We start from the raw sequence: 23087 nt of genomic DNA, 5'->3' as shown, positions 1-23087 counted from the left end.
TCTTATTGAGATCGGTATTTTCCTTTTACTGGATTGTTTTTGTTCTAATGCCTGCTTTGCAACATAGTTTTCCCTTTTACTGGAACATCCCTGTTCTAACTGCTGCTTTGCAACGCATTTTTCCCTTTTATTGTAATTCCTTTGTTCCTTCCCCTGCTTTAAGTGATTACTGACTGTTGCGTGCTTACAGATTTCTAGCTAACTGTACGATACCACCTACTCTTCTCACGACAAAAAAGAAGATGAGAACGCTTTGTCGCATTTCATCTTCTTTTTACGTGATTTACTGCTTTATTTCGTATGACGCTCTTCAAGTACAGCTAGCACTTCATCGAGTGGTAGCTTTTGCTCGCGTAATAGGACGAGTAAGTGAAAGAGTAAGTCAGCGACTTCCCATTTTAGTTCTTCTGGGTCGCGGTTTTTAGCGGCAATGATGACTTCGCCCGCTTCTTCGCCGACTTTCTTTAAGATTTTATCGACACCTTTATCAAATAAGTATGTCGTATACGACTTTTCTGGCATTTCCGCTTCGCGTTCAGCAATTAGGGACTCTAAGCGAGAAATAATTGCAAAGCGATCATCCTTTGCGCTTACCTCATCCTCACTCAATAGTGAGTCGGAAAAACATGTGTAAACGCCTTTATGACAAGCTGGACCACTTGGGTCAACTAGCACAACGAGTGCATCCGAATCACAGTCATAACGGAGATCAATCAATGTTTGTGTATTACCAGACGTTGCGCCTTTATGCCATAACTCTTGACGAGAGCGGCTATAAAACCAGGTTTCTCTCGTTTCAATTGTTTTTTCAAGAGATTCCTTGTTCATATAAGCAAGAGTTAGCACCTCTTTACTTTGTGCATCTTGAACAATAGCGGGGATTAGCCCTTTATCATCAAACTTAAGCTCTGCTAAATTCATCGCATTGGTACCCCCTTTTCTTTAAGCAACGATTTTACTTCAGCTACAGACGTTTCTTTATAGTGGAAAATCGAAGCCGCCAATGCCGCATCACATTTCGTTTCAGTGAACACATCATAGAAGCACTCTTTCGCACCAGCACCACCTGAAGCGATGACAGGTACGGTTACAGCTGCGTTTACAGCTTTTGTAAGCGGCAAATCAAAGCCTGTTTTTTCACCGTCTTGGTCCATGCTCGTCAGAAGAATTTCTCCTGCACCGCGACCAACCGCTTCTTTTGCCCACTCAATCACTTCCCAATCGGTCGGTGTTCTTCCGCCATGTGTATAGACGCGCCACGAACCGAGTTCTTCATCATACTTGGCGTCAATCGCAACAACAATACATTGTGAACCGAAGTAATCCGCACCTTCTGTAATCAGCTCTGGGCGATTGACTGCTGCTGTATTTAAAGATACTTTATCAGCACCTGCACGAAGCACACGCTTCATATCCGCTAAGGAGTTAATGCCGCCCCCGACCGTAAATGGAATCGCCAGCTTAGCTGCTACTTCTTCGACGACTTCGACCATCGTCTCTCTTCCTTCATGAGAAGCCGAAATATCGAGGAAAACGAGCTCATCTGCCCCTTGCTCATCGTAAAAAGCCGCGAGCTCAACAGGGTCCCCCGCATCACGCAAGTTCACAAACTGAACGCCTTTTACAACACGGCCTTCTTTAACATCAAGACATGGAATAATACGTTTAGTCAACATTTTATTCCACCTCACTTAATGCTTGTGCTAGTGTGAATTGGTTTGTATAGAGCGCTTTTCCGATAATGACTCCACGAACACCTTCAGCCGCATAAGGCTTCACTTCCGTTAAGTCCGCTAATTGACTAACTCCGCCTGATACGATGACTTCTTTGCCTGTTGCATTCGCAAGTGATCGGCATGCTTCGACGTTTGGCCCTGTTAACATACCATCACGAGAAATATCAGTAAAAATAAACACTTCTGCTCCGAAATCAGCCATTTCTTTTCCGAGCTCTTCAGCCTTCACTTGTGACGTTTCAAGCCAGCCTTCCGTTGCGACATAACCGTCACGTGCATCAAGACCGATCGCAATTTTTTCACCGCCATATGTAGCTAGCATTTCTTTTGTAAAATCAGGGTCGTTTACAGCAACGCTACCGAGAATAACACGGTCGACCCCTTGATCTAAATAAAAAGCGACATCTTCCTTCGTACGAATACCGCCACCAATTTGTACTTTTACATTCAGCTCTTTGGCTACTCGCAGAACATGCTCAAAGTTGACTGGTTTCTTTGCTTTTGCTCCATCAAGGTCGACCATATGAATCCAGTCAGCCCCTGCTTCAGCAAATGTTTTTGCCATCTCAAATGGCGAATCCCCATAAACCGTTTCTTGATCATAATCACCTTGGATAAGACGGACACATTTTCCACCACGCATATCAATGGCAGGATATAACGTTACTTTACTCATTTGATAGGCTCCCCTCTACCAGTTTCACATAGTTTGCAAGAATGCTCATCCCAATTGAACTACTCTTTTCTGGGTGGAATTGCGTTCCCATAATATTATTTCTACCTACTACAGCAGGGACTTCCCCGTCATACTCACTGCTAGCAATAACAACGTCCTTATCGTCTGTACGAACAACGTAGGAGTGAACAAAATAGACGTGGCCGTTTTCAACGTCTTTTAATAACGGATGGTCTGGCTGATGGAATTCAAGTTGATTCCAGCCCATATGTGGCACTTTATACGCTTCTCCTTCGGTCGTTACACCAGGAAATCTGCGCACGACACCAGGTAAAAGGTTTAAACCTTTCGTTTCACCGTTTTCTTCACTTTCTTCAAATAAAAGCTGCATACCTAAGCAAATACCTAGTAACGGTTTACCAGACTTTGCCCAATCCGTAACAAAATCAGCAAGTCCCTCTTGTTTTAAAATCTCCATTGCATCACGGAAGGAGCCGACACCAGGCAAAATGAGTCCATCTGCTTTTTGGAGCTCTTCTACTTTTTCGGAAACAAAATACTCTTTATCTAAACGCTCAAGTGCCTTACTGACACTATGTAAGTTCCCCATCCCATAGTCAATGACACCGATCATTTATAACATTCCTTTCGTCGACGGAATTCCTTTTACACGCTCGTCAATTTGAGTTGCTTCATCTAGTGCTCTCGCTAATGCTTTAAAAACTGCTTCGATCATATGGTGTGTGTTGTGGCCATAATGAACGATGACGTGTAAATTCATTCGAGCTTCTAGCGCTAGCTTCCATAAAAATTCATGGACTAATTCTGTATCGAATGTACCTACTTTTTGACTTGGGAATTCAGCACGAAATTCGAGATGTGGGCGGTTGCTCAAATCAACAACGACTTGAGCTAGCGTCTCATCCATTGGTACAAAAGCGTTTCCATAACGTTTAATTCCTTTTTTATCTCCTAGCGCATCCTTAAGGGCAATTCCTAAACAAATGCCGATGTCCTCTGTTGTGTGGTGATCATCTACTTCTACATCACCTTTTGCATCAACCGTTAAATCAAAGTGACCATGCTTTGTGAATAAATCAAGCATATGAGTCATAAAAGGAACGTTTGTATTTAATTCAGATTTTCCTTCTCCATCTATTGAAAACTGTAGTTTAATTTGAGTTTCACCAGTGTTTCGTTCAATACCTGCTGTACGTTCCATCTTACTTTTCCTCCTCTAGTCGCTTTTCAATGGCTCGTGCATGGGCTTCTAGTCCTTCAAGACGAGCGAGTGTTGTGATTTTTTTGCCATTTGCTTGTAGTGCCGCTTGACTATAGTAAATAATGCTTGATTTTTTCGTAAAATCATCGACATTTAATGGACTTGAAAAACGGGCTGTCCCGTTCGTCGGTAAGACGTGGTTTGGTCCTGCAAAGTAATCGCCAACAGGCTCTGAACTGTAAGGACCAAGAAAAATCGCGCCCGCATGCTTTATTTTTCCTAGCAATGTGAGTGGTTCTTCTGTCAACACTTCAAGATGTTCAGGTGCCAGCTGATTGACAACATCAATCGCTTCCGTCAAGTCGTTCGTCACATAAATCGCACCGTAGTCTTCGATGGACGCTTGGGCGATGTCTCTTTTCGGTAAGGTTTCAAGTTGAACGGCTACTTCATCAGCAACTAGTTGCGCCAGCTTATCACATGGTGTAACAAGAATAGCTGATGCCATAGGATCATGCTCTGCTTGTGAGAGCAGATCTGCCGCTATAAATATAGGATTAGCTTTTTCATCGGCTAATACAACAATTTCACTCGGACCCGCAATCATATCAATATCAACTTGTCCAAATACTGCTCGCTTGGCAAGGGCAACAAAAATATTTCCTGGTCCAACAATTTTATCGATTGGAGCAATCGTTTCTGTTCCATATGCAAGTGCAGCAACAGCTTGTGCACCGCCGACTTTATACATTTCCGTCACTCCAAGCTCATTCGCGGTTACGAGTACTGCTGCTGGCCACGAACCATTCGATTGCGGCGGAGAGACCATAACGATTCGCTCGACTCCAGCAACTTGAGCAGGAATGACATTCATCATAATCGATGACGGGTATGCTGCGCGCCCGCCTGGTACATACACACCAACAGAATCAAGTGGAGTTACTTTTTGGCCAAGCATCGTTCCATCTTCTTTTGTCGTGATCCATGTTTCTCTCTTTTGACGCGCATGGAAATCACGTATATTTTCGATCGCCTCACGGATCGCTGCGAGCGCTTCGTCCTCAATTTCTTTGTACGCTTTTTCTATTTCGTCTTTTGTTACTGCAAAAGAGTTAAGGCGAACACCATCGAATTTTTCCGTAAGCGCTACTAATGCGTCATCGCCATAGCCTTTCACTTTTTCAATGATCTGATTTACTGCTTGCTGCTGGGTTTCTGTTCCCGTTTCAATCGTTCGTTTCAGTGATACGTTTTTGGTTACGTTAACGATTTTCATTCGCCATCCACCTCGATCACTTTGGCCAGACGTTCCACTAAATCATCAATCCATTCATCCTTCATGCGGTAGCTCACTGGGTTGACGATCAGTCTAGAGGTAATGTCCATAATTTTTTCTAATTCAACAAGGCCATTTTCCTTTAACGTACGACCCGTTGATACGATATCTACAATCCGGTCGGCTAAACCAACAAGAGGCGCCAGCTCAATCGACCCGTTTAACTTGATGACTTCGACTTGCTCGCCTTGTTCTTTAAAATAACGGATCGCAACATTTGGATATTTTGAAGCTACTTTCGGAGCGATCTCACTTTTCTTTTCATACGTTGGCAGTCCTGCTACGGCTAGATAGCATTCACTAATTTTCAGATCAAGTACTTCATATACGTCTCGTTCTTCTTCTAGCATCGTATCTTTTCCAGCCACCCCAACGTCAGCTACACCATGCTCTACATAAGTTGGAACATCCATCGGCTTCGCTAGAATGAAGCGCATTTTCGCTTCTGGAGCATCAACGATTAATTTGCGCGAGTCGTCAAATTCAGCTGGCAGAGCATAGCCTGCTTTTCTTAATAAATCAGCTGCTTCTTCAAAAATACGACCTTTAGGCATCGCCACTGTTAACCATTCACTCATCACCAGCACCTCCATTCTTTGCTTTTCCGATACAGTAGATGACGTCTGCAAATTGTTCTGATAAAACATCAACATCTTTTATTCCTGCTAAATCTTGCAGGATCACTGCCTCTCCTTGCTCTCGTTTTTCCGTTGCTAGAGCAATCGCTTCTTTTCTACGCTCATTACTGAAAATAATGCACGTTTGCGGAGTTAGTTCTTTTTTCGAACCGATCGCTTCAACTAATAAATCGAGACGAATGCCAAAGCCTGTTGCTTGGGCTGGACGGTCAAAGTTAGCAAGCAGCTCATCGTAGCGTCCTCCGCTTCCAAGCGGAACACCTAAACGACTGCCATAGCCTTCAAAAACAACGCCTGTGTAGTAGCTCATGTGCATAACGAGATTTAAGTCAATTTTCAAAAATTCTGTCACACCGTAGCATTCTAAAGCTTCCCAAAGCTTTGTTAAGTCCTGTAAAGCTTTCTCGCCCGCTTCGCTTTGAACTAATTCAGATGCGGCTGTAATCTTTTCACTTCCGCCACGTAATTGAAGTAAGTCTAGGAGGCGCGTTTTATCAATTGAAGAAAGAGGTAAGCTTTTCACGTGCTGACGATAGCCGACGTAATTTTTTTCATATAAATAACGTCTTAGTACATTGGCCCGCTCTTCATTTCCGACCACTTCGAGCAATAAGGCGTTTACGTAGCCAATATGACCGATTGCCACTTGAAAGTTCTCTACGCCAGCTTTGCGTAGTGTGGAGATCATAAGTGCGATCACTTCAGCATCAGCACTTGCCGTTCCGTCTCCGACGAGTTCCACACCAATTTGTTCGAACTCAGCTGGTTTTCCACCTTCGCGCTGCTGTGAGCGATAAAGATTTGTATGGTAAGAAAGGCGTAGCGGGTACCCTTCGTTTTTTAAGCTAGATGCCGCTAATCGTGCAATTGGTGCGGTCATATCTGGTCTTAGCACTAGCGTATTTCCATCTTGATCAAGTAGCTTAAATAGTTGTTGGTCGAGGATCGCTGATGCGACACCAACGGTTTCATAATATTCAAGTGTTGGAGTTTGGATCGCCCGATATCCCCAACGAGATACTTCTTCATTTATATCATTGGCAATTCGTTGCTTCGTTTCAAATAGTTCTGGTAGGGTGTCTCTCATCCCAATTGGTTTTTCAAACATAAATGGCTTTGTCATGTTTTCACACTCCATACTTTAGTACAATGCTTTAGCGTAATATAGTGCGTTAGTGGTGGATACGACGCTTTAGTGCGGCATGATGCTTAGTTCGCGTGGCACTTTAATGTGACGCGACACTTTAGTACGCTAATATACTAACAAGATAAAGGATATTATTTAGTAGTTTACACTCAGCTACTGTAATCGTCAACCGATATGAACATGATTTTCCTCACCTTAATTTGGCTTTAGTGAGTAAAATTGATGTGTTGGTCATCAATCGAATAAATTCAATCAAATATGTATTTAAAACTATAGTAACACTGATGGAAAAGAAAGGAACGCCAAATGTGCAAAAAGTTTAATAATTGCCATTATTGTGGGGGGCGGAAGGTTGGTGCCAGGCACCTTTAGCGCTGTGAAAGGGTAAAGGTGCCTGGCACCGAATGTACTTATGAGCGTGATTTTTAGTTTATGAGCCAAATTGGACCATTTATGATCCTAACTTTCGGTTTATGATCCTAACTTGCGCATTTATGATCCAAATGTGCACATTTATAAGCCAAACACCAAAAATCACTTCCTCGCCACAAAAAAAGCGGAGGAGTTCAATCCGCAATTGAACTCCCCCGCTTTTTTAAATTTTACCACTGGCTACTCCAGAAACTGCACGTTATTCCGCGCTTCCATCTCTTCTTTCGTATAGATGACGCGCATCGGATTTCCGCCGACAAAGCTGCCCGCAGGAACATCTTGGTGGACGAGTGTACCAGCCGATACAATCGCACCATCACCAATCGTCACACCAGGTAATATTGTTGAATTTGCACCGATCATCACTTCATCGCCAATAATGACGTCACCGAGGCGATATTCCTTGATCAAATACTCGTGAGCGAGGATCGTCGTGTTGTAGCCGATAATCGAATTGCGGCCAATCGAAATCTTTTCTGGAAACATAACGTCCATCATGACCATTAGTGCCACAGCCGTTTGATCACCGACTTTCATGTTGAGAAAGTTACGGTACATCCAATTTTTCAATCCGATATATGGTGTATAACGTGCTACTTGAATGACGACAAAGCTTTTTGCTACTTTCCAAAAAGGAACTGTTTTATAGATTTGCCAAAGCGAATTACTACCTTCGACAGAATACCGTTTCGTCTTTCTCACATTTACTCCACTCCAACAATTTTCAATAAATCTCTCATATCCTCTAAAATATAATCAGGTTCATATGAGCGAATAAACGCTTCACCTTTAATCGACCAAGCGACCGCAGCAGTTGCTGTCCCTGTGTTTTTTCCACCAAGAATATCGTACTGGCTATCGCCGACCATGATTGTCGTTTCCGCTGTAGACTTTAGTGCGGCCATTGCCTTTTCTAACGGTTCAGGGTCTGGCTTCACTTTTTCCACATCATCGATCGCGACGATAACTTCAAAAAAGCGGTCAAGACCTGTTACTTCTAAGCCTCTAATCGCAGTGCTCTTTCTTTTCGTCGTAACAACAGCTAGCTTAAACCCTTCTTTATGAAGACGTTCGATCGTTTCAAACACACCTTCATATTCTTGTAGTAACAGATCATGATTCGATAAGTTGTGTTCGCGATACATCGTAATCATTTCTTCTACACGATCAGGGTCAATACCTTGAAAACTATCGACTAGTGGTGGACCAATAAATTCGATCACCTTTTCACGAGTATATTCACCTGGAAAATAGTGCTCAAGTGTATGCAAAAATGAAGAAATAATTAAGTCATTAGTATTAATTAACGTTCCGTCTAAATCAAATAACAGTGTATCAATTTTCATGAACAGCTTCCTTTCCTGTAACTTGCTGCTTTTGTTTTTTCTCATATCGGTTCCAAATATAGGCAATTACTACTGTTAACACAATCGCTACTACTAATCGAATAAGCAGTAATGGCCAAACCGGGATTCCCAATGGAATAAATATTAGTGTATCTTCGATGACAGCGTGGCAAGCGACAAGGAAAATAAACACAAGATATAAATCTTTCTTTTTCACTCCGTCTTCTTTTACCGCTTGAATCATCACCCCTGCTCCAAATGCTAATCCAAAGATAAGGCCAGAAGCGAGTGTCGTAGACGTATTTTCACGAATGCCAAGCATTTTCGTAAACGGAGACATCCATTTTGAGAATACTTTTAACCAATTCAAATCTTTCATAATTTGAATAAAAATCATGAGTGGAATAACAATGAGCGCAAGCTGTGCTATTCCTAGTGTAGCACTTTCAATTCCCTTCCATGCAATGGCCAACCATCCAGATACTTCGGCCTCTTTACTCGATGAAACAAAACCGTACTGAGCGATTTCACTTCCACCCTGCCAAAAAAGATGAATGACCCATGCCGAGAAAAAGGCTAACCCTAAACGAACAGCCAGAACGACTGACATTCGGATGCCAACCTTTGCAGCTACCGCTGACTCAACAAATAGATTGTGAGAAAACGAAAGCATTACCGCTAAAATAAACACTTCTTTTACGGTGAGTTCCATTGTTAAAATGGCACCAATCGCAGCATACAGATTTAATACATTTCCTAAAATTAACGGAATTGCTGCTTCCCCAGGTAAGCCAATCCACCTCATCACAGGTGCTAGCCATTGAGCGACCCACTCAAGAACTGGAGTATAGCCGAGAATCGTAATGATGAGTGTAATTGGGAAAATGATCTTCCCTAATGTCCATGTTGTTTGAAAACCTACCATTAATCCCCGTTTTAAAGTTCCCACTGTGAGCTCCTCTCCTGAAAACTAGTTACTTTTTCTTTTTCTTTTTCGCTTTTGTATTTGTTGCTGTTGTTTTTACTGAAGGTTCCTCATCTAAATAATTTACAGAAGCTAACCCTGTCTTACGGCGATAAATCCACAGAACCACCGCTCCTACAATTAAAATAATTGAAACGATTTGCGCCGTTCGTAAAAAGTCACCAATCATTAAATTGTCTAGACGCATGCCTTCAATAAAGAAGCGTCCGACAGAATACCAAATTACATAACTTAAGAAAATTTCACCTTGCTTCAAATTCACACGGCGTAAATATAATAATAAGGCAAACCCTAATATATTCCAGATCGATTCGTATAAAAAGGTCGGATGATAATACCCCAATCCGTGAATCGGATCATTAATATACATTTGATTGATGATAAACTGTGGTAGCATTAAGCTTTCAAGAAACTCGCGCGATACTGGACCACCGTAAACTTCTTGGTTCATAAAATTTCCCCAGCGACCGATCGCTTGGGCAATAATAATACTTGGTGCAGCGATATCGAGAATCTTCCAAGTCGAAATTCCTCTTCTTCTCGCAAACACAATAACGGTTGCGACACCACCAATAAGTCCACCGTGTATCGCTAAGCCGCCTTCCCAAATAGCAAAGGCTTTTAAAGGATTATCAACATAATGCTCCCAACGGAAAATGACGTAATAAAGACGTGCGGAAATAATAGCAATTGGCAATGCCCAAATTAAAAGATCAGCAAACGTATCTTTCGGTAACCCGCGTTGTTCTGTTTCGCGTGTTGCAATTATGTAACCAACCACAACACCTAACCCGATCAATAAACCATACCAGTAAACGGTAATTGGACCTAATTCTAAGGCAATCCTACTTAATGGTTGAATCGTTTCCTCCATAAATTTCACCTCTAAATTTCATAAAATCTGTCCAAAAAGGTAGCTAAGATCCTTTTGAACTGCATCTGTCTATAAGTAATCGTCCCTATCTCCTTCTTCAATTACATCCGTTAAACGCTCCGAGAATTCTTGCGCCGCATTAATTCCAAGACGTTTCAACCTAAAGTTCATTGCAGCGACCTCAACGATAACCGCTAAGTTACGGCCTGGACGAACAGGAACCGTCAGTTTAGGAACTTCCACATCAATGATTTTTAACGTATCTTCTTCCAGACCTAATCGGTCATACGCTTTCTTTTGATCCCATAGCTCAAGGTTAATGACGAGCGCAATTCTTTTAAACGGACGGATCGCTCCAGCACCAAACAGTGTCATTACATTAATAATCCCTAATCCTCGGATTTCAAGTAAATGTTTAATTAATTCTGGCGAACGACCAATTAACGTATCTTCATGTTCCTGTCGGATTTCAACAGAATCATCAGCAACCAGGCGATGACCACGACGAACTAAATCAAGCGCCGTCTCACTTTTACCTACACCACTCGCTCCCATAATTAGAACACCGATCCCGTAAATATCGACAAGAACACCATGTATCGCTGTCATAGGGGCAAGTTGACTTTCCAGATAGTTCGTTAATCTACTACTAAGACGCGTAGTAGTTAGTGATGAACGTAAGATGGGCACTCCTTTTTCTTCAGAAGCAGCTACAAGCTCATCAGGAACTACTAGCCCTCTAGAAATAATAATACCTGGGGTGTCATAAGTGCAAAGTTTAAGCATTCGTTCTTTTTTATCGTAATCATTTAATTGCTGAAAAAACGAAAGCTCAGTCCGTCCAAGTAACTGAAGGCGATTTGCTGGATAGTATGTAAAAAAACCAGCCATCTCAATTCCTGGTCGTGAAATATCACTCGTTGGAATCGGTCGGTAAACGCCTTCCTCTCCACTAATAAGCTCTAGCTGGAACTTCTCTATTAAATCATTAGCCGTAACTTTTGCCATCCAATATTCCTCCATCCTATACATCAAACATTACTTACACATTATAACCTTAAAAGTACTCCTGAAAAAAGAGCAGGCATTACAAGTGTAAATAAAAGGAGGATTGCACTAATTCTATACGAGTTTCTTTCTATTTGTTTTTTTGAATTTGTATGCGTGGGTGGAAATGGACGGAGCCGACTGTTTCACACAAAACTATGTTATAAGGAAAATTTTGTATTGTAAATAGAAAGGTCTTCAGTGATGGAATGATTTTTTGAGGAGTCTTTTGGCGTGTGGGTTTGTTGCTTTTGTTTTGGATAACGCAAATTTCCTTTTGTTCTTTTTGGTGTATGCTTTTCCTCCATGCGTTCCTGTATCTCTCCGTTTTTCCCTCTCGCTAGCATGAATCAATTGAATTGTTAAATTCGGCCACTCCTAAAAATGTCCTCCATCCATGAGTAAAACCACAAAAAGCACTGAACAATCAACATGTTTCAGTGCTTGAGTGGAACTTATTATATTTATTTTCTTAATGGCTCTACAATCATTTTTTGGATGAGGGTGTTTAGGATCGTAATAATGATCGCTGCTAATATCGCCATGCCAAAGCCTTCGATCACAAATCCTGAACCCATGAAAGCGGCCGTTAATTTTAAGGTAATCGCATTAATAACGAACAGGAACAGTCCTAATGTCAGGATTGTTACGGGTAGCGTTAAGAATACTAAGATCGGTCTGACGATAAAATTTAATATCGATAGAATGATACTGGCAAAGAAGGCTGCTCCAAATCCTGAAATATGAAACTGTACAAAGAAATGGGCAACAATCAGGAGCGTAATACTATTAACGAGTAGATGTATGAGCCAGCCCATTAATCAACAATATCTCCTTCATTTGGGATAACAAACGCCGCGGCAATGTATCCGAGCAACAGTGGAAACCCAGCTGTCACAAAGAAAAGAATGATAAAAAGAACGCGGACGAGAGACGGGTCAATACCGAAATATGCGGCAAGTCCTCCGCAAACACCCGCTAGCTTTCGATCATGTATAGTACGAAATAATCTTTTTTGCATTTTGCTTCACCTCGCAATTTTACGAGCGCTGCTCAATTTGAATAGAACCTGTATTCGTTTCCGCTTCTAATTTAAATCGCGGCGAACATTCTTTATTTGCAATAAATGAAAGTGTTTTTTGAACAAAATCCTTTTTCTCCTCGACGATTTCGAGTCCGTTCAAGTCACAAGTAAATCCACCAACATTCGTTTCTAGTTTTCCTTCGACACGCAATTCTGCTGGCAAAGATACATTAATACTTCCTGTCGCTGCCTGTAAATCAGCATAGCATGGCTCTGAAACTTCATCCAGGCGGTAATTGATTTGTCCATTGACTGTTTCAACACTGACATCAATATTTTTACCTTCTAATGTGATTGCGCCATTCATCGTCTTCACTTCACACCAATCATTGTGAGCAGCTGTTATATCAATTGGCCCACTGACAGTTTCTGCATAAAGCTTCTTACTCTCGATATCAGAAAGTTGGATACTTCCATTAACCACTTTCAATTCGAGTTTGCTTCCTTGGAGGTTTTCCCCTTTAATATGTCCATTAAACGTATACAACTTAATCGCCTCGTAGTGCTCTTTAGGAATGTAACATGTTGCTTGGATTTTAATAGTTTTCACTTTTGAATAAAAACGGATGCGATCTTCTCTACCTTCAAACACTGTTTCTTGTAAAAAGGTTTGGCGGCCATCTTCGGTATCACGTGCACGATAGACTTTTGCTTTACACTCGACACGAATGTCTGGTTCCTCCCAAGGAATTAAAGTGACTGAGCCATTTTCTAATGAGAAATCTAACTCTTTACCAGTAAAATTTTTGTGATGATAAATATGTTCAACTTCGATAAACGGGCCAAAATTAAAGTCTAAGTCTAAATCTCTGATTTTTTGAATCGCGTTTTCAAGAAAACCTGTAAGAAAACTTGCACCAGATGATTGACGATAGGTACGTCGAGACTGACGTTTACTGTCCCAATCTACACGTTCAGATAATGCTGTTTGCTGGTTTTCTTTCGGCTTCGCTTCTGTTTTCTTCGTTGTTGTTGGTTCATCTTGCTGAAGGGCATTTAATAACTTTAGGCCTTCTTCTGCAGTGATTTTACCGTCTTCAATCATTTTCAGGATCATTTTACGTTCTTCCATTTAGATCAACTCCTGTATGGAAAATCTTTTCTTAATTCAATAATACATACGTCCTATGCAGAAAAAAGTTACAAATTAATTAAATATCCTAAAAAAGTTCTAATAATATTCTTAATCGATTGGACTTATTCCAATTGATCACCATAAAACATGTGTAGCCAAGCAATTCACTTGGCTACAGCCCTAAATTATTTTCTTTGAACTCCACTTTTTTCTCAACACGTCGTTATTACTATAAGTTTACGTGTCAGTATTTATGCTCATTTTGCCAAATATAATCTTTAGGTTTAACGTCCTATCGCTTTTCTTTACTCTAGAAGACGTCACATTACTATTAGACCCTTTTCTCAAGGGTTGTTCCTCTATGATGCGGAACCGAGCCCACAGCGAATGCTCTGCTCTTCTTCACGCTCTTGCGTAAAGCATTTGCTGCCACAAAGGAACAAGGATACGAAAAAGCCTATTTCTTCAATAATTCTTTTTCCTTCACACGATTTTCCATCCGCTTTAGCTCTCGTTCAAGAATTGGCTTTAAGTAATGACCTGTGTATGATCCTTTTACTTCAGCTACAGCTTCAGGCGTACCAGTGGCAACGATTTGACCACCTTTATCGCCGCCTTCAGGGCCTAGGTCAATAATGTGGTCGACTGTTTTGATCACATCTAAATTATGCTCAATTACAAGCACCGTATCTCCGTTATCAACTAATCGTTGCAATACTTTTAATAAACGGTCGATGTCATGGACGTGAAGACCTGTCGTCGGTTCATCTAAAATGTACAATGTTTTTCCTGTTGAGCGTTTGTGTAACTGGGATGCTAGCTTGACACGCTGCGCTTCTCCCCCAGACAAAGTCGTGGCTGGCTGACCTAATCTCATATAACCGAGTCCTACATCAGCTAACGTTTCAATTTTCCGCTTAATCTTCGGGATGTTCGCGAAGAATTCGAGACCATCTTCCACCGTCATTTCTAGTACGTCGGCAATCGTTTTTCCTTTATACGTAATGTCTAGCGTTTCACGGTTATAACGCTTTCCATGACACACTTCACACGGAACATATACATCTGGCAAGAAATGCATTTCAATTTTAATGATTCCATCACCGCGGCAAGCTTCACAGCGTCCACCTTTGACGTTAAAACTGAAACGACCTTTTTTATAGCCGCGTACTTTTGCTTCATTTGTTAACGCAAATACATCACGAATATCATCAAATACGCCTGTATATGTTGCAGGGTTCGACCTTGGTGTACGGCCAATCGGCGACTGATCAATATCAATAACTTTATCGACATGCTCAAGTCCTGTGATTTCTTTATGTGATCCTGGCTTATCTTTTGCTCTATGAAGTTTTTGCGCGAGCGATTTATATAAGATTTCATTGATTAACGTACTTTTTCCAGATCCAGAGACACCCGTTACTGCGACAAATACACCCAATGGAATATCTACATTCACTTTTTGCAGGTTGTTTTCGGTTGCCGCTTTAATCGTCAGTGACCGGCCATCTGACTTTCGTCTTTCGGTTGGCAGCGGAATGAACTTTTTACCTGATAAGTATTGTCCAGTTAACGATTCTGGGTCCTCCATAATTTCTTCTGGTGTCCCTTGTGCCGTAATCATTCCGCCATGCACACCCGCTCCAGGTCCAATATCAATAATGTAGTCAGCGGCGGTCATCGTATCCTCGTCGTGTTCAACAACGATTAACGTGTTGCCTAGATTACGCATATGCTTCAGCGTCTCAATTAACCGGTCATTATCTCGCTGGTGCAAACCAATTGACGGCTCATCGAGGATATATAAAACACCCATTAACGACGAACCAATTTGAGTCGCTAAGCGAATCCTCTGGGCCTCTCCACCTGAAAGCGTTCCTGCAGAGCGCTGCAACGACAAGTAATCAAGTCCGACATTAATTAAGAAACCAAGGCGTTCATTAATTTCTTTTAAAATAAGACGGGCGATCGCAATTTCTTTGTCAGTGAGTTCAAGCCCATCAAAAAAGACCTTCGCATCTTTTACTGACAATGACGTTACATCACCAATATGATTTCCACCGATCAATACCGAAAGGCTCTCTTTTTTCAAGCGATTCCCTTTACATTTCGGGCAGTGGTGCTGCGCCATATAGCCTTCCATTTGTTCACGAATGTAATCAGATGACGTTTCGTGATAACGACGAGCGATGTTGTTTAAAACTCCTTCAAAGATAATATTATTTTCGCGTATTTGTCCGAATTCATTTTCATAACGGAAGTAGATTTTATCAGCTCCACTACCATATAAAACTTTATTTAATAATGACTCTGGAATTTGCTCGACTGGTATATCCATATCGATGCCGTAATGATCACACACAGACTTTAGAAGCTGTGGGTAATATTGTGAGCTCGTCGGTTCCCATGGTGCGATTGCATGGTCATTTAATGTTCTCGAACGATCTGGAATAACGAGTTCTAAATCAACTTCCAGTTTTGTTCCTAAGCCATCACAAGTCGGACAAGCACCATACGGACTGTTAAATGAGAACATACGCGGCTCAAGCTCTGGAATCGAAAAACCACAATGGGGACATGCGTGGTGCTGGCTGAAAAGCAGCTCTTCTTCGCCGATTACATCGACGAGAACACGGCCGTCTCCAAGTCCAAGTGCCGTCTCAATCGAGTCCGTTAACCGGGCACCAATCCCTTCTTTCATGACGATACGGTCAATAACGACCTCAATACTATGCTTTTTATTTTTTTCGAGTTCAATGTCTTCGGCCACTTCACGCATTTCACCGTCGACACGAATCCGCACAAACCCTTGCTTCTTAATGTCTTCAAGCACTTTGACATGCTCACCTTTTCGTCCTGAAACGACCGGTGCGAGTATTTGCATTTTCGTTCGTTCCGGATACTGCATGATACGGTCCACCATTTGCTGCACCGTTTGTGAGCTGATTTCTACCCCGTGCTTCGGACAAATAGGTCGTCCAATTCGAGCAAAGAGTAGACGTAAGTAGTCATAGATCTCCGTTACGGTACCGACCGTTGAACGCGGGTTACGACTCGTCGTTTTTTGATCAATAGAAATCGCTGGTGAAAGTCCCTCAATTGCATCGACATCTGGCTTGTCCATTTGCCCTAGAAATTGGCGGGCATAAGCGGATAACGACTCAACATAACGACGTTGCCCTTCGGCGTAAATTGTATCAAAAGCGAGCGACGACTTCCCAGACCCAGAAAGCCCCGTTAAAACGACTAGCTTGTTTCGGGGAATCGTCACATCGATATTTTTTAAATTGTGAGAACGTGCTCCTTTAACGATGATATTTTCGAGTGCCATCTTACCTTCATCCTTCCGCTTTTAGCTCTAAAATTAAATCACGCAATTCCGCTGCACGTTCGAAGTTCAAATCTTTTGCTGCATCTTTCATTTCTTTTTCCATTCGTTCGATCATTGCATGACGATCCTTCTTGCTCATCTTCATCGTCGGTGCCGCTGTATAAGTCTCATCTGTTTCTGCAGCGTAAGTCGCTTGAATAATGTCAGGTATTTTCTTCTGTATTGTCATTGGCGTAATGCCATGTTTTTCATTATATTCTTTTTGAATTTGACGACGGCGGTTCGTTTCATCGATCGCGATCTTCATCGACTTCGTCATTTTATCGGCATACATGATGACATGACCGCTTGCATTACGTGCTGCACGTCCGATCGTCTGAATCAGTGACCGCTCTGAGCGCAAGAAGCCTTCCTTATCGGCATCTAAAATTGTCACTAACGAAACTTCTGGAATATCGAGCCCTTCCCTCAACAGGTTGATCCCGACGAGGACATCGTACGTTCCTATTCGAAGCTGACGAACGATTTCAAGCCGCTCTAAAGTTTTTATCTCGGAATGCATATATTGCACCCGAATTCCGACTTCTTTTAAATAATCAGTTAAATCCTCTGACATTTTTTTCGTTAGTGTGGTGACAAGGACCCGTTCCTTCCGAGCAACACGTTCATTGATTTCCCCAATTAAGTCATCAATCTGCCCTTCAATTGGACGGACTTCAATCGTCGGATCAAGTAGGCCAGTTGGACGGATGATCTGTTCAACTACTTTTGGTGTTTTTTCTAATTCATAAGGGCCTGGTGTAGCTGAGACGTAAACGATTTGATTCGTTTTCCCTTCAAACTCTTCAAACTGAAGCGGACGGTTATCTAGCGCTGACGGCAACCTGAAGCCATGGTCAACTAACACTTGTTTTCTGGCACGGTCCCCGTTATACATCCCGCGGATTTGCGGCAATGTCACGTGCGACTCATCGATGACGATTAAATAGTCTTCTGGGAAGAAGTCAAGTAACGTATACGGTGTATCTCCTTCATTTCGGAACGTTAAGTGTCTCGAATAGTTCTCAATCCCAGAACAGAAGCCCATTTCCCGCATCATTTCCAAATCATATTTCGTTCTTTGCTCCAAGCGCTGCGCTTCAAGTAGCTTACCTTTCTCATGAAGCTCCTCCAAACGCTCCTCGAGTTCAGCTTCAATATTAACGATCGCACGGTTTAATTTTTCTTCTCGCGTAACGAAGTGGGAAGCTGGGAAGATCGCCACATGGTTTCGTTCGCCTTTAATTTCACCCGTCAATGCATCAACTTCTGTAATGCGTTCAATTTCATCACCAAAAAACTCTATTCGAATACACTGCTCGTCACGTGAAGCGGGGAAGATTTCAACGACATCACCACGAACTCGAAACGTACCACGCGTAAAATTAAGGTCATTGCGATCGTATTGAATGTCGACCAGGTCACGCAGCAATTCATTGCGCTCTTTCTCCATTCCCGTTCGAAGTGAAACGACGAGGTCACGGTACTCTTCTGGTGAACCTAAACCATATATACATGAAACACTCGCAATAATAATGACATCTTTTCGCTCAAAAAGTGAACTTGTCGCCGAGTGTCGAAGTTTATCAATCTCTTCATTAATACTCGCATCTTTTTCAATATACGTGTCCGATTGAGGAACATATGCTTCTGGCTGATAGTAGTCATAATAGCTCACGAAATATTCAACCGCATTGTTCGGGAAAAAATCTTTAAACTCACTGTACAGCTGACCCGCTAGCGTTTTATTGTGGGCAATGACTAACGTCGGTTTATTGACTTCTTTTATTAAATTAGAGATTGTAAATGTTTTTCCAGTACCCGTCGCCCCTAGTAGCGTCTGGTGTACCTTCCCTTCACCGATCCCCTTTACAAGCTCCTTAATCGCTGCTGGTTGATCCCCTTGAGGTTGATATCTAGAGACTAACTCAAAACTTTGCTCCATCGCCTTTGTTCCTCCTTACATTTTAGAAAACAGCGGACAGCACCGTTTATGATGCGGTGGCCCTTGTTTTTCCTATATTTACCATAAAATTTGATCTAAATGCTGTTCAAGCTCATCATTACGTTCCTTTTCAACCATTTCATTATAACACACAGCCCCCCACTATACACAATTTTAACGAACGTATATTCCCTAACTTATGCTGCATTAGTTGATTCTGTGGTGGTAGGGGTGTAAAGGTGGAGGGGTGATTTTCGAGCTGGTTTTTGGCAGTTTTCTTTGCTATCGCTAGCTCTGATTGGTAGTGGCATTTTACAGTATTTGATTCACTGGAGCTCAGAGTTTGAGTTTAGCGCCTTGTTTTTACTGTTACTGAAAAATTGGTGCTCTAAACTGGCTTTTGGTACTCGCGTTTTACAGTAACTGGAAAGTTCCTGTTCTATTGCTTCGTTTAGGACTAATATCTTACAGAATTTAGGTTAACTGTGCTCTAAGTTCAAGGTTGGTGTCCCTGGTTTTTACTCGTATTGGAGTTACCTCCCTTTACTACACTACTTTTCCCAAATTCATCCACCAGACAAACAAATAGTCTACTATAATAGTTGATGATGATTGTGAACGTAGCCCTCTTTGATCACGAAACTACGGCCGCCTCATACTAAACTCGTCTTAGTCCCCTTAAAAGTTTTTTATAAATAGCTGTAACTTTTTTGAATTTCAACCGTGTTATTAGTGAAAGGAGGAGCGCAATGAAAGAAACGATCGACTCGATCTATGAAATGTATTTTCCGCATATTTATCGCTTTCTCCTTTCGCTTTGTCATGATCACTATACAGCAGAGGACCTCGTACAAGAAACGTTTTTCCGAGCTCATCTCTACGTAGAGAATTACGAGGGTGAATCGATTAAATCGTGGCTATTCACCGTTGCCCATCACGCTTTCATTGATTATGAACGAAAGCGGAACCGGACCGTGATAAAGGAAGAAAACTTCTTTTCAAATTTTTTTCATAGAGGCAGAAGTACCGAAGACCAAATGATAGTTAGTGAGGAAATTCAAGAGATTATTAATCTTTTAGAACACTTACCTGAACAACAAAAGTTAGCTGTCTTACTGCATGATTTTAATGAACTTTCATACCAAGAAGCAGCTGGTGTGATGAATGTATCGTTAGCCAATTTTAAGGTACTGCTTTTTCGTGGCCGACAGGCAATTCGTAAAAAGAAAGGCGTGAATACACATGACGGATGATTTTCAAAAGAAACTCGATGCGTATGAAAAAGGAGAGCTAACAGGAAGCGAGCTCGAACAATTTGAGCAGGAGCTTGAAAAACTCGAAAGCTATCAACAGTATTTAGAAAAAAAAGAACCTACTCTTGAAAGACCTACTAGTAGCTTCAATGATAAAAAACAGCGAAAAATATTAAAAAGGAGTAAGTGGAAAGCTCGGTTTCAAACAGCTGGAACTGCCCTTCTGATGTTCCTAGGAGTTCTTATTGTGACTTCCATTTTGACAGCAGTCTATTATAGTTGGGGTACTCCTGATCGAAGTGAAGTGTTTCAAAACATAATTGACCATACGCTGACAGTTACCCAGCCTGACGGGCACTTAGGCGGAACGAGCGTGAATGCAAAGACGTTTTTCCAGATGGAGGCAACTCGTGATATCCGAAAGAGAGTCGGCAATGAAACGATTACTGTTGGGGATATGAAAGTGAATTTTTTACTTTCAATGATGGGCTTTCCTGAAATTAATGATTATGGCCCCAAAAGCCAATCACATCCAACTTTTTTTCACCCTGAATCTCACGAACAATACGGCGACTCGGATTGGAATCAACTTGAAAAGCTACCAGAAGGAACAGTGGCATCGGCTTATGTATCGTTTGATCGGTTGTATGGCACTAACGAAGTTTTTCAATTGTTAGAAGGAAAAGACCTTGATCTATCATGGCTGGCTGTCGATACGGGACCAGAAGCACTTGATGACTTTCATGGAGGCATTATTTTCGATCCAATCGGGTTTCCATCCTTCCCTATTTGGCATGAGGATGACATGATCATGACATCACGCTCTGAAGAAAAGGGCTTTTTATTTGGACGTATTATTATGGAGGGCCGCACGTCACCAGACTACGAAGTTGGGGATGAAACGGTTCTACACGATCAATTTTTAAAAACTCTTCAATTTCTTGAACCACATGAAAAAAAGGCAAATCAAATCGCACGAAATCGTTTAAACTTATCCGAAAAATTGGAGTACTTTGAAAAAGCAGGCATTGCACATTACGGCGTAGTCCTTACAGGTCCGACAAAAGAAATTTTAGCCCTACAGGAAGAGCCCTGGATAGCAAACGTCCAAGTAGATGAAGTTACTTTTTGGAATTGGCATCATTTTGACTACTAAGTTTTGGCGGATGACCATAGAGCCTTATTAAAAATCAAATTGCAACAAAAAGCTGTAGAGAGGCATTTCTCCCTACAGCTTTTATTCTTTTGGCTTTCTCAAATCCAATGAAATTCTTATCCCTGCGATTAAGGATACGATTGCGAATGTGATAGCGAGCCAAGACATTAGATGGATTTGTACAGCAAAAATCATAATCATAAGTGTAACAATTAAAGCGCCTATTACACTATAGGAAATCCTTGTACCTACTACCATTAATAAAAAAGGTAATCCAATCGCTAAAAAAAATTGTAACATATCGTCCTAGCCCCTTTCACATCTATAAATTGTATGAAAAAAATGATTCAGTCATAAAAAACATGACTGAATCAACCTCATCAGTTACGTAATAAAGCCTCGTTAAACAACAGAATTTTGAAGTTCATATTCGGCTTTTAGTAAAAGAACGCCAAGTTGGTGATGTTGTCCGTCGTACAAGGCCGTTTGAGCAAAACGAATTTCCCCGTCTTGATCCCTCACTTCCAATTTACAAAAAGCTGATTTTCTTTGTAAAGCATCGTAAAATTGGATTTGATCATTGACCTTTTGCCCATTCACCTTGACGATCACTTCTCCGACACGCAACTGCAGTTTAGCAGCTGGTGAACGAGGGATGACCCCAAGCACCATGACACCAGACGGTTGTGGCGTAAAATAACTCATTTTTCTTTCATCCTGGTGTTTTTGTCGCCTCCAAATCCACTCTCTTCCTAGTAATGCGGCAGCGGCAGCGACCAATGCAATAGGTGGATAAAAATAAGCACCAGCAGTTAACAAACTAATAACGACACCTAATAAGATCACGCGAGTTCCAAACTTCTGAATAAAAGGTACAGGCATCGAACTTCTGATCAGCTGATGAAACCCTACGAGAAACGGAACAAGAATAATCGAAAACGTTCCCTGTTCACCAAGTGCGATGACTGGCCAGAAATCAACACTTGGCACCATCCCATTCGGTAGTAAAAGAAAAACTGGAACGAACCATAATCGCTTGGACTCATGTCCACCAATTAACATTCCACGTTTACTTTTTAGATATTTCGGGGATGTATTCTTATGACCATTTGTCCGAATAAGAAACCCTTCGCCTATTAAAAGAAACGCCATTAAGATAACCGCATAAACAATATGGCTTTCACTAAATTCAAATGAAAGCTGCCCAATGACTGGAACTGAAACCGTCGACGGAGCAAGTGTAAATAAAAACATCCCTAACACAACAACTGGAATTACGTATGAAGGCGAAACCCATCTAATTTGTGTTGAGGCGATAAATAATAAATAAATAGCAGTAACTAGCATTAAAAATTCTACTGAAACGACGATCCCTAAACCAATCGCAAAGAGAGAAATCACCATTCCTGTCACAATCCCAGGAACTAATGAAATGACCGTTTCATCAATAAAGTCATACACCTTCGTATGAAAATCTTCTCGTTCGCGTTTGACTCGGGCAATTCCAATAATAAGCATCGTGAAAAAACCAATATAAAATAATGGATGTAAAAAGACGTAACCAATCCCTTGAAGTAATGTAACCAACCATTCCATAATCATTTCTCCTAGTTCCTTCCCCTGATGAATAAAAAAAGAAAAGCGGAAGCGTCCGTTTTGCGACGTAGGGACTGGAGCCTCTCCGTATGAGATAAAGGATACACGGCGATCGTCAGTGAGCCGATGTTGACTTATCGTAAGGAGGAGAGCGAAGTCCACTAGACGC

Annotated in this window: 22 protein-coding genes; 2 read left to right on the top strand and 20 right to left on the bottom strand. The window is 41.5% G+C overall.

Features of this window, described 5'->3' with window-relative positions; genetic code table 11:
- Positions 1–291: 291 nt before the first annotated feature.
- The 18 genes from hisIE to uvrB form a co-directional block, all read right to left on the bottom strand.
- Positions 292–921: a bifunctional phosphoribosyl-AMP cyclohydrolase/phosphoribosyl-ATP diphosphatase HisIE gene (hisIE, locus tag GKP30_RS20065; RefSeq protein ID WP_216831252.1), complete on the bottom strand. Its 630-nt coding sequence runs from the start codon at positions 919–921 to the stop codon at positions 292–294.
- Complete coding sequence (gene hisF / locus GKP30_RS20060) at positions 918–1676, bottom strand: imidazole glycerol phosphate synthase subunit HisF (protein WP_216831251.1); 759 nt, start codon at positions 1674–1676, stop codon at positions 918–920. Before hisF ends, hisIE begins: the two co-directional genes overlap by 4 nt.
- Position 1677: 1 nt before the next feature.
- Positions 1678–2412, bottom strand: coding sequence for a 1-(5-phosphoribosyl)-5-[(5-phosphoribosylamino)methylideneamino]imidazole-4-carboxamide isomerase (gene hisA / locus GKP30_RS20055; RefSeq protein WP_216831250.1), 735 nt, complete (start codon positions 2410–2412; stop codon positions 1678–1680).
- Complete coding sequence (gene hisH, locus GKP30_RS20050; protein ID WP_216831249.1) at positions 2405–3046, bottom strand: imidazole glycerol phosphate synthase subunit HisH; 642 nt, start codon at positions 3044–3046, stop codon at positions 2405–2407. Before hisH ends, hisA begins: the two co-directional genes overlap by 8 nt.
- Positions 3047–3634 (bottom strand): imidazoleglycerol-phosphate dehydratase HisB, encoded by a 588-nt coding sequence (gene hisB / locus GKP30_RS20045; protein ID WP_216831248.1) that lies wholly within the window; start codon positions 3632–3634, stop codon positions 3047–3049.
- 1 nt (position 3635) lies between these two features.
- Positions 3636–4910, bottom strand: a complete 1275-nt coding sequence (hisD, locus tag GKP30_RS20040; protein ID WP_216831247.1) for a histidinol dehydrogenase — start codon at positions 4908–4910, stop codon at positions 3636–3638.
- Positions 4907–5548 carry an ATP phosphoribosyltransferase gene (gene hisG, locus GKP30_RS20035; protein WP_216831246.1) on the bottom strand — a complete coding sequence of 214 codons (642 nt, stop codon included), beginning with the start codon at positions 5546–5548 and terminating at the stop codon, positions 4907–4909. The genes hisD and hisG overlap by 4 nt, the downstream gene beginning before the upstream one ends.
- Positions 5541–6731: an ATP phosphoribosyltransferase regulatory subunit gene (locus GKP30_RS20030; RefSeq protein ID WP_216831245.1), complete on the bottom strand. Its 1191-nt coding sequence runs from the start codon at positions 6729–6731 to the stop codon at positions 5541–5543. Before GKP30_RS20030 ends, hisG begins: the two co-directional genes overlap by 8 nt.
- A gap of 636 nt (positions 6732–7367) precedes the next feature.
- Complete coding sequence (locus GKP30_RS20025; protein ID WP_216831244.1) at positions 7368–7889, bottom strand: acyltransferase; 522 nt, start codon at positions 7887–7889, stop codon at positions 7368–7370.
- A 2-nt stretch (positions 7890–7891) separates the two neighbouring features.
- Entirely contained in the window at positions 7892–8533 is a 642-nt protein-coding gene (gene ppaX, locus GKP30_RS20020) for a pyrophosphatase PpaX (protein ID WP_216831243.1), read from the bottom strand.
- Positions 8523–9482, bottom strand: a complete 960-nt coding sequence (locus tag GKP30_RS20015; RefSeq protein ID WP_328703190.1) for a nucleoside recognition domain-containing protein — start codon at positions 9480–9482, stop codon at positions 8523–8525. The genes ppaX and GKP30_RS20015 overlap by 11 nt, the downstream gene beginning before the upstream one ends.
- A 25-nt stretch (positions 9483–9507) precedes the next feature.
- Complete coding sequence (lgt, locus tag GKP30_RS20010; protein ID WP_216831242.1) at positions 9508–10392, bottom strand: prolipoprotein diacylglyceryl transferase; 885 nt, start codon at positions 10390–10392, stop codon at positions 9508–9510.
- Between the two features lie 69 nt (positions 10393–10461).
- Complete coding sequence (gene hprK / locus GKP30_RS20005; protein WP_216831241.1) at positions 10462–11400, bottom strand: HPr(Ser) kinase/phosphatase; 939 nt, start codon at positions 11398–11400, stop codon at positions 10462–10464.
- Between the two features lie 503 nt (positions 11401–11903).
- The gene (locus tag GKP30_RS20000) at positions 11904–12257 is read right to left on the bottom strand and encodes a phage holin family protein (RefSeq protein ID WP_216831240.1); all 354 of its coding nucleotides are present in this window, start codon (positions 12255–12257) and stop codon (positions 11904–11906) included.
- On the bottom strand, positions 12257–12460 hold the full coding sequence (locus GKP30_RS19995; protein ID WP_216831239.1) for a PspC domain-containing protein: 204 nt from the start codon (positions 12458–12460) through the stop codon (positions 12257–12259). The genes GKP30_RS20000 and GKP30_RS19995 overlap by 1 nt, the downstream gene beginning before the upstream one ends.
- Positions 12461–12479: 19 nt before the next feature.
- Complete coding sequence (locus tag GKP30_RS19990) at positions 12480–13595, bottom strand: DUF4097 family beta strand repeat-containing protein (protein ID WP_216831238.1); 1116 nt, start codon at positions 13593–13595, stop codon at positions 12480–12482.
- A gap of 460 nt (positions 13596–14055) precedes the next feature.
- Positions 14056–16929 carry an excinuclease ABC subunit UvrA gene (gene uvrA, locus GKP30_RS19985; protein WP_216831237.1) on the bottom strand — a complete coding sequence of 958 codons (2874 nt, stop codon included), beginning with the start codon at positions 16927–16929 and terminating at the stop codon, positions 14056–14058.
- Positions 16930–16936: 7 nt separating this feature from the next.
- Positions 16937–18913, bottom strand: coding sequence for an excinuclease ABC subunit UvrB (gene uvrB, locus GKP30_RS19980; protein WP_216831236.1), 1977 nt, complete (start codon positions 18911–18913; stop codon positions 16937–16939).
- Positions 18914–19662: 749 nt separating this feature from the next.
- On the opposite strand from uvrB, the gene GKP30_RS19975 reads away from it, so the two are divergent.
- Positions 19663–20166 carry a sigma-70 family RNA polymerase sigma factor gene (locus tag GKP30_RS19975; protein WP_216831235.1) on the top strand — a complete coding sequence of 168 codons (504 nt, stop codon included), beginning with the start codon at positions 19663–19665 and terminating at the stop codon, positions 20164–20166.
- Entirely contained in the window at positions 20156–21322 is a 1167-nt protein-coding gene (locus GKP30_RS19970; RefSeq protein WP_216831234.1) for an anti-sigma factor, read from the top strand. Before GKP30_RS19975 ends, GKP30_RS19970 begins: the two co-directional genes overlap by 11 nt.
- 81 nt (positions 21323–21403) lie before the next feature.
- On the opposite strand, the gene GKP30_RS19965 is transcribed toward GKP30_RS19970, so the two are convergent.
- Both GKP30_RS19965 and GKP30_RS19960 read right to left on the bottom strand, forming a co-directional pair.
- Entirely contained in the window at positions 21404–21622 is a 219-nt protein-coding gene (locus tag GKP30_RS19965) for a DUF2198 family protein (RefSeq protein WP_216831233.1), read from the bottom strand.
- A 102-nt stretch (positions 21623–21724) separates the two neighbouring features.
- Positions 21725–23087 (bottom strand): PDZ domain-containing protein (locus GKP30_RS19960; protein ID WP_216831232.1); only part of this gene is annotated, 1363 nt, incomplete at its 5' end.

The sequence above is a fragment of the Alkalihalobacterium elongatum genome, assembly GCF_019024285.1.
GTDB classification, from domain to species: Bacteria; Bacillota; Bacilli; order Bacillales; family Bacillaceae_F; genus Alkalihalobacterium; species Alkalihalobacterium elongatum.
Note: the sequence above shows the minus strand (reverse complement) of the source record. Positions and strands in the feature narration are given on the sequence as shown.

Bases quoted from the DNA above. Each gene is read 5' to 3' on its own strand.
- uvrA (WP_216831237.1), bottom strand. From the start codon at position 16,929: ATGGCACTCGAAAATATCATCGTTAAAGGAGCACGTTCTCACAATTTA.
- hisIE (WP_216831252.1), bottom strand. From the start codon at position 921: ATGAATTTAGCAGAGCTTAAGTTTGATGATAAAGGGCTAATCCCCGCT.
- hisG (WP_216831246.1), bottom strand. From the start codon at position 5,548: ATGAGTGAATGGTTAACAGTGGCGATGCCTAAAGGTCGTATTTTTGAA.
- GKP30_RS20030 (WP_216831245.1), bottom strand. From the start codon at position 6,731: ATGACAAAGCCATTTATGTTTGAAAAACCAATTGGGATGAGAGACACC.
- GKP30_RS19970 (WP_216831234.1), top strand. From the start codon at position 20,156: ATGACGGATGATTTTCAAAAGAAACTCGATGCGTATGAAAAAGGAGAG.
- GKP30_RS19995 (WP_216831239.1), bottom strand. From the start codon at position 12,460: ATGCAAAAAAGATTATTTCGTACTATACATGATCGAAAGCTAGCGGGT.
- lgt (WP_216831242.1), bottom strand. From the start codon at position 10,392: ATGGAGGAAACGATTCAACCATTAAGTAGGATTGCCTTAGAATTAGGT.
- hisB (WP_216831248.1), bottom strand. From the start codon at position 3,634: ATGGAACGTACAGCAGGTATTGAACGAAACACTGGTGAAACTCAAATT.
- GKP30_RS19990 (WP_216831238.1), bottom strand. From the start codon at position 13,595: ATGGAAGAACGTAAAATGATCCTGAAAATGATTGAAGACGGTAAAATC.
- hisH (WP_216831249.1), bottom strand. From the start codon at position 3,046: ATGATCGGTGTCATTGACTATGGGATGGGGAACTTACATAGTGTCAGT.
- GKP30_RS19975 (WP_216831235.1), top strand. From the start codon at position 19,663: ATGAAAGAAACGATCGACTCGATCTATGAAATGTATTTTCCGCATATT.
- uvrB (WP_216831236.1), bottom strand. From the start codon at position 18,913: ATGGAGCAAAGTTTTGAGTTAGTCTCTAGATATCAACCTCAAGGGGAT.
- GKP30_RS19965 (WP_216831233.1), bottom strand. From the start codon at position 21,622: ATGTTACAATTTTTTTTAGCGATTGGATTACCTTTTTTATTAATGGTA.
- hisF (WP_216831251.1), bottom strand. From the start codon at position 1,676: ATGTTGACTAAACGTATTATTCCATGTCTTGATGTTAAAGAAGGCCGT.
- hisA (WP_216831250.1), bottom strand. From the start codon at position 2,412: ATGAGTAAAGTAACGTTATATCCTGCCATTGATATGCGTGGTGGAAAA.
- hprK (WP_216831241.1), bottom strand. From the start codon at position 11,400: ATGGCAAAAGTTACGGCTAATGATTTAATAGAGAAGTTCCAGCTAGAG.
- ppaX (WP_216831243.1), bottom strand. From the start codon at position 8,533: ATGAAAATTGATACACTGTTATTTGATTTAGACGGAACGTTAATTAAT.
- GKP30_RS20000 (WP_216831240.1), bottom strand. From the start codon at position 12,257: ATGGGCTGGCTCATACATCTACTCGTTAATAGTATTACGCTCCTGATT.
- hisD (WP_216831247.1), bottom strand. From the start codon at position 4,910: ATGAAAATCGTTAACGTAACCAAAAACGTATCACTGAAACGAACGATT.